Source organism: Phaeobacter sp. CAU 1743 (genome assembly GCF_039839315.1).
GTDB lineage: Bacteria > Pseudomonadota > Alphaproteobacteria > Rhodobacterales > Rhodobacteraceae > Phycobacter > Phycobacter gallaeciensis_A.
Map to the genome: position 1 here is coordinate 1 of NZ_JBDOQR010000141.1, position 4,216 is coordinate 4,216.

General features: G+C 58.7%; 3 protein-coding genes and 1 pseudogene. 2 read left to right on the forward strand and 2 right to left on the reverse strand.

Annotated features, from left to right (window positions below):
- Positions 1-93, forward strand: a pseudogene (locus AAFO90_RS24115) (IS5/IS1182 family transposase); the annotation flags it as partial.
- Positions 94-121: 28 nt separating this feature from the next.
- Here AAFO90_RS24115 and AAFO90_RS24120 read toward each other — a convergent pair.
- Complete coding sequence (locus tag AAFO90_RS24120) at positions 122-1,138, reverse strand: hypothetical protein (RefSeq protein ID WP_347511083.1); 1,017 nt, start codon at positions 1,136-1,138, stop codon at positions 122-124.
- Entirely contained in the window at positions 1,138-2,886 is a 1,749-nt protein-coding gene (locus tag AAFO90_RS24125) for a site-specific integrase (RefSeq protein WP_347511084.1), read from the reverse strand. The genes AAFO90_RS24120 and AAFO90_RS24125 overlap by 1 nt, the downstream gene beginning before the upstream one ends.
- A gap of 267 nt (positions 2,887-3,153) precedes the next feature.
- Between AAFO90_RS24125 and AAFO90_RS24130 the strand changes: the two genes are divergently transcribed.
- Positions 3,154-4,216: IS256 family transposase (locus AAFO90_RS24130; RefSeq protein ID WP_347511085.1), on the forward strand; the 1,063-nt coding region annotated here is incomplete at its 3' end.

A 4,216-nucleotide genomic window follows, 5' to 3' on the forward strand; every position in this document is an offset into this window, starting at 1 on the left:
TCGAAGGATTGGGAAAAATCCATCGCCAGCGCGGCAGCTTGGGTCACAATCGCACACATCCGCCGCGTCACGCGGATGCTCGCAAGACAATGAATTCACTCGAAAAGTTTTGAATCAGACTCTAAGGGCTTTCGGTGATGGTCTTCGCTTGGATGTTTCTTAGAATTTCCTGTGCCCGTTCGGCGCGGAAGCGTTGTGCGTGGACCTCGTAGGTCTTGGCGATCTGAATGCTGGTCTGACCGCAGAGAATACGAGCCAGCTCGGCGCCATAGGTCCCATGTTTTGCCATTGCATCATGTACGAGGGTGCGAACGATATGTGGGGTATGTCCTGTCGCCACTTTGAAGTTGTAGGCCAACGTTCGCGAAGAGAGATGCTGGTTCATCTCCGTGCCAAAGAGGGGCGTGCCGATACGCTGGGCGTATTGAAGATGCGGTGACCCGCTTGCGCCGTATAGGAGCAGATCATCGAGATATGGCGTCAAGTTGTGATGGAGCGGGCCATTATGACGATAATCCGATTTTCCGGACGTGAGGTTCAAGAACCAGCCGCTTTCACGACGCTGGATCTGCTCGCCGACGATCAGACCGGTGACATCCGAGATCCGCAGAGGAACCATGGATAGGAACGCGAGAACAGCGGAACGCTGAAAATAGGTTCGTCGCCTGTTCATCGTGTCGGCTTGGCGCGCCTTCTGGCGCCATTTGACCCCGGCCATTGCAACATCCCGCAGGGTGATGGGGCGCGCAGCCATCTTGCGTACTTTGGTCGGCACCTCCCGCATCATGGCCGCGCGGTAAATTTCGCAGTCTTCCAGGATCAGGCGCCGCTCCGCTTTAGAATACTTCACCTCTGTCGCCATGGCTTGGACGCCTGAAAGGTAGGTCAGTCTCGTGCTGTTGCGAAGCTTGCGAGCGTCGAGGTCGTCGATGAAGGCGCACAGCCCGTCGCGGGATAACTCCAAGGGTAGGCCAGCTTTCTGGACCACAGCCAGATATTGGCCAAAGGATACGATCGTTTTCTGGATCGATGCTTTTGAGTATCTGCGGCGGCCTCGGCGCGGCTCTTTGAAGCGCTTGACGGCGAGTTGAAATTTCCGGGGAAACTGCTCCAGGGGCAGGGATTTGCGTTCAGGCATCACGCAGCACCCCGCATCAGGACATTACTCTGGATCTGGGCAAGAAGTTTCTGGCCCTCTTCATGTTTGCGAGCCTGGTCGACGAACACGTAGTTTTTTCGGACGGTTGCCTCTGTGTCCCCCAGCAGGGCCGCGATGATCGCGTAATCAGCACCTGGCTGGTTGGCCATGATTGTCGCCAAGGCGTGACGAACCTGGTGCGGCGTCATTGGTACGCCTGCGCTGAGGGTGGCCTCTCGCCAGATGGAGCTCAGGCGCGCGTAGGACACCCCGCCAAAAAGCCGATCGGGCTGTCGAAGGTGGGTGGCGATGTGGGCTGCCAAGAGGCGCGGACGTGCTTCGTGCGCGAACCAGGAGACGATTTCCCGCGGATCTCCCCCACGCTTCGCAAGCAATGTGATGTAGTGGTGGGAGTACCCGTTCTTGACGATGTCAGGCGGCGTGGTCAGCACAAGGCCGCGCCGACTTCCATGGAGTTGGACATCTGCGCTCTCACCACCGTAAGTCAGCTGGAGAAGGGTGGAAATTCGCAGGGGCAGAGAGGTCCAGATCGCTGCGGCACAGGCCGCGATCCCCAGTGCGATGGCCGCGTCCTTTTCACGCTGGGATCCTGTTTCGTAGGCCTGCATGGCCTTCTTTGCCTGGCGAAAGAGCGCATTCGGCAAGTTGAAGAACGCAGCCTGCTTGTGGTGATTGAGCAGGAAGGCTTCGCACCAGTCACGCCGGGAGGTCGACATGGATTTGACGTTTTCGAATTCGCTGAAATCGCTAATGATTTCGGTCAGCGCGTCGGCATCATGACCGCTGCCGCGAACGAAGAGCTTCCAGTTGTTGACGTATTCGAACAATGTTGTCGGCTTTAAAGGCTCCCAGTCGAATGCACCGTTCAGCTCTCGCTCAATAACGTCCTCCAGCAGTGACGGATTGGCCATTTCGGATACCGAACAGGCCTGCTCGGGCTGGAGAAGTTTTGCCTCAACCATGGCCCTGTAGACATAGGTGACACCGCGCATCGCTTGCTCTGCGCGCGCAGGTGAACAAGCGCTCTTCCGCTTGCGGCGGTGGCCTTTTCGTTCTCCCTGGATACGCGTCTGTTTCCAGGTCTCAGCCTCGCTGGACAAGGGTTCGGGTAGCGCAAGACGGCGACAGTGCGTCCTGGATTTCTGCACCGGGATTCCGAAATCCGGAGACGTCCGAACAGAGAGGACATTTCGGTGCTTGTGGATCAGCTTGCTTGCAGCCTTGATGGATCGGTGGCGACCCGGCGTATCCGCCGTGTCCACAGCACCCTGGAGCCACAACTGGGAAACCGCGCTCGGGGCACGAGCTTCCTGGCGCGCAGCGTTTGCCAGGACTTTGACGGCAATCAGCTTCTTGGCAGGAACTCCTGCGGTCTCAAGGTCTGTCATAAGCTTGGACCAGCTATCGTCAGGGTCGGCGGTGGCGACCGGTTTGGCGGTGCCGAAGAATGCGGTCAAAGCGGAACGTACCTGTGAGCGCCAAGCCGAGAATGACGACGTTGACTTGAACCCGACCGGCAGCTGTCGCACAGGCCCGCGGCCCCAGGTCTTGTCGAAGACCTCCAGATCCGCGGGGATCTGTTCCAAGGGAACACCATAGTACGGAAGCTTTTTCATCTTCCGCACAGACCCTAGGACTTTCTTCTGGAAGGCTGGTGTGAACGGGTTATCGGTCTCGATCCAGTGGACCATGTCAGCGATCGTTTTCATGTATTTCAGGGTGTCCATCACGTATATTTCAAGTCAATCAAATAATTGATATATTTCCAAAGTGAGGCATACAGCATAGAAAGTTTCGAAAAACATCTAACGGTGGTGTATGCCTCACTTTTTGCAGCAGTGTCCCAACGATTGGTGTAATTTCCGCCGTTAGCGCGGGCTGAGCGGAGCCTTAGCGTAGCGAAGCGAGGCCCGCGCGGGCCGCTTGGCGGCCACGGTTGTTCTTCGGCTACAGTTTGGTTTGCCGACCTGACCTAATGACCGAGGAGAACAACCATGACCAAGGCCAGCCTATCAGACACTGCGGCACTGCGCGCGCTTTTGTCAGAGACGTCTGACACCAACCTGCTTGCGCAGATGCTCGGGTTCGTCGCCGACCGCCTCATGGCACTGGATGTCGACCATCTCTGTGGTGCCGGGGCGCACGAGCGCAGCGGCGAGCGAGTGAACCACCGCAATGGTTACCGGACCAGAGCCTGGGAGACGCGTGCCGGAAGGGTGGATGTGAAGATCCCCAAGCTGCGTAAGGGCAGCTACTTCCCGGAGTTTCTGGAGCCCCGCAGGGCGGCGGAGAAGGCGATGACGGCCGTCATCCAGGAGGCGTATGTCCAAGGCATCTCAACACGTTCTGTGGACGACTTGGTCAAAGCAATGGGAATGACCGGCGTGTCCAAGAGCCAGGTCAGCCGTCTTTGCGGCGAGATCGACGAAAGGGTCGACGCGTTCTTGGGTCGGCCACTTGAGGGCGACTGGCCGTACCTGTGGCTCGACGCCACTTACATCAAAGTGCGTCGCGGCGGCCGGATCGTCAGCGTTGCTGCCATAGTGGCCGTGGCGGTCAACCTGGATGGCCGTCGCGAGGTTCTGGGCATCGCCGTCCAGCCCAGCGAGGCTGAGGTGTTCTGGGATGAGTTTCTTCGCTCTCTCGCAGATCGCGGGCTGCGCGGAACCCGCCTGATCATTGCCGACGATCACAAGGGCCTGAAGGCAGCCGCGGCCAAGGTGCTCGGTGCCACCGTCCAGCGCTGCCGTGTTCACTTCATGCGCAACGCGCTCGCCAGCGTCGGCAAAAAGGACCGCCCGATCGTCACCGCGGCGCTCAGAACCGCCTTCGATCAGGACACACTCGCGGCATCGAAAGACCACTGGGCAAAGTTAATCGACGCGTTCGAACCGCGCCATTCAAGGCTCGCGGAACTGATGCGCCGCGCCGAGGATGATGTGTTGGCTTACAAGAGCTTTCCGCGCGATCACTGGGCGAAAATCCATAGCACGAACCCACTGGAGCGCCTGAACAAGGAGATCAAGCGTCGGACCAACGTGGTCGGGATCTTCCCCA

Bases quoted from the DNA above. Each gene is read 5' to 3' on its own strand.
- AAFO90_RS24120 (WP_347511083.1), bottom strand. From the start codon at position 1,138: ATGCCTGAACGCAAATCCCTGCCCCTGGAGCAGTTTCCCCGGAAATTT.
- AAFO90_RS24125 (WP_347511084.1), bottom strand. From the start codon at position 2,886: ATGGACACCCTGAAATACATGAAAACGATCGCTGACATGGTCCACTGG.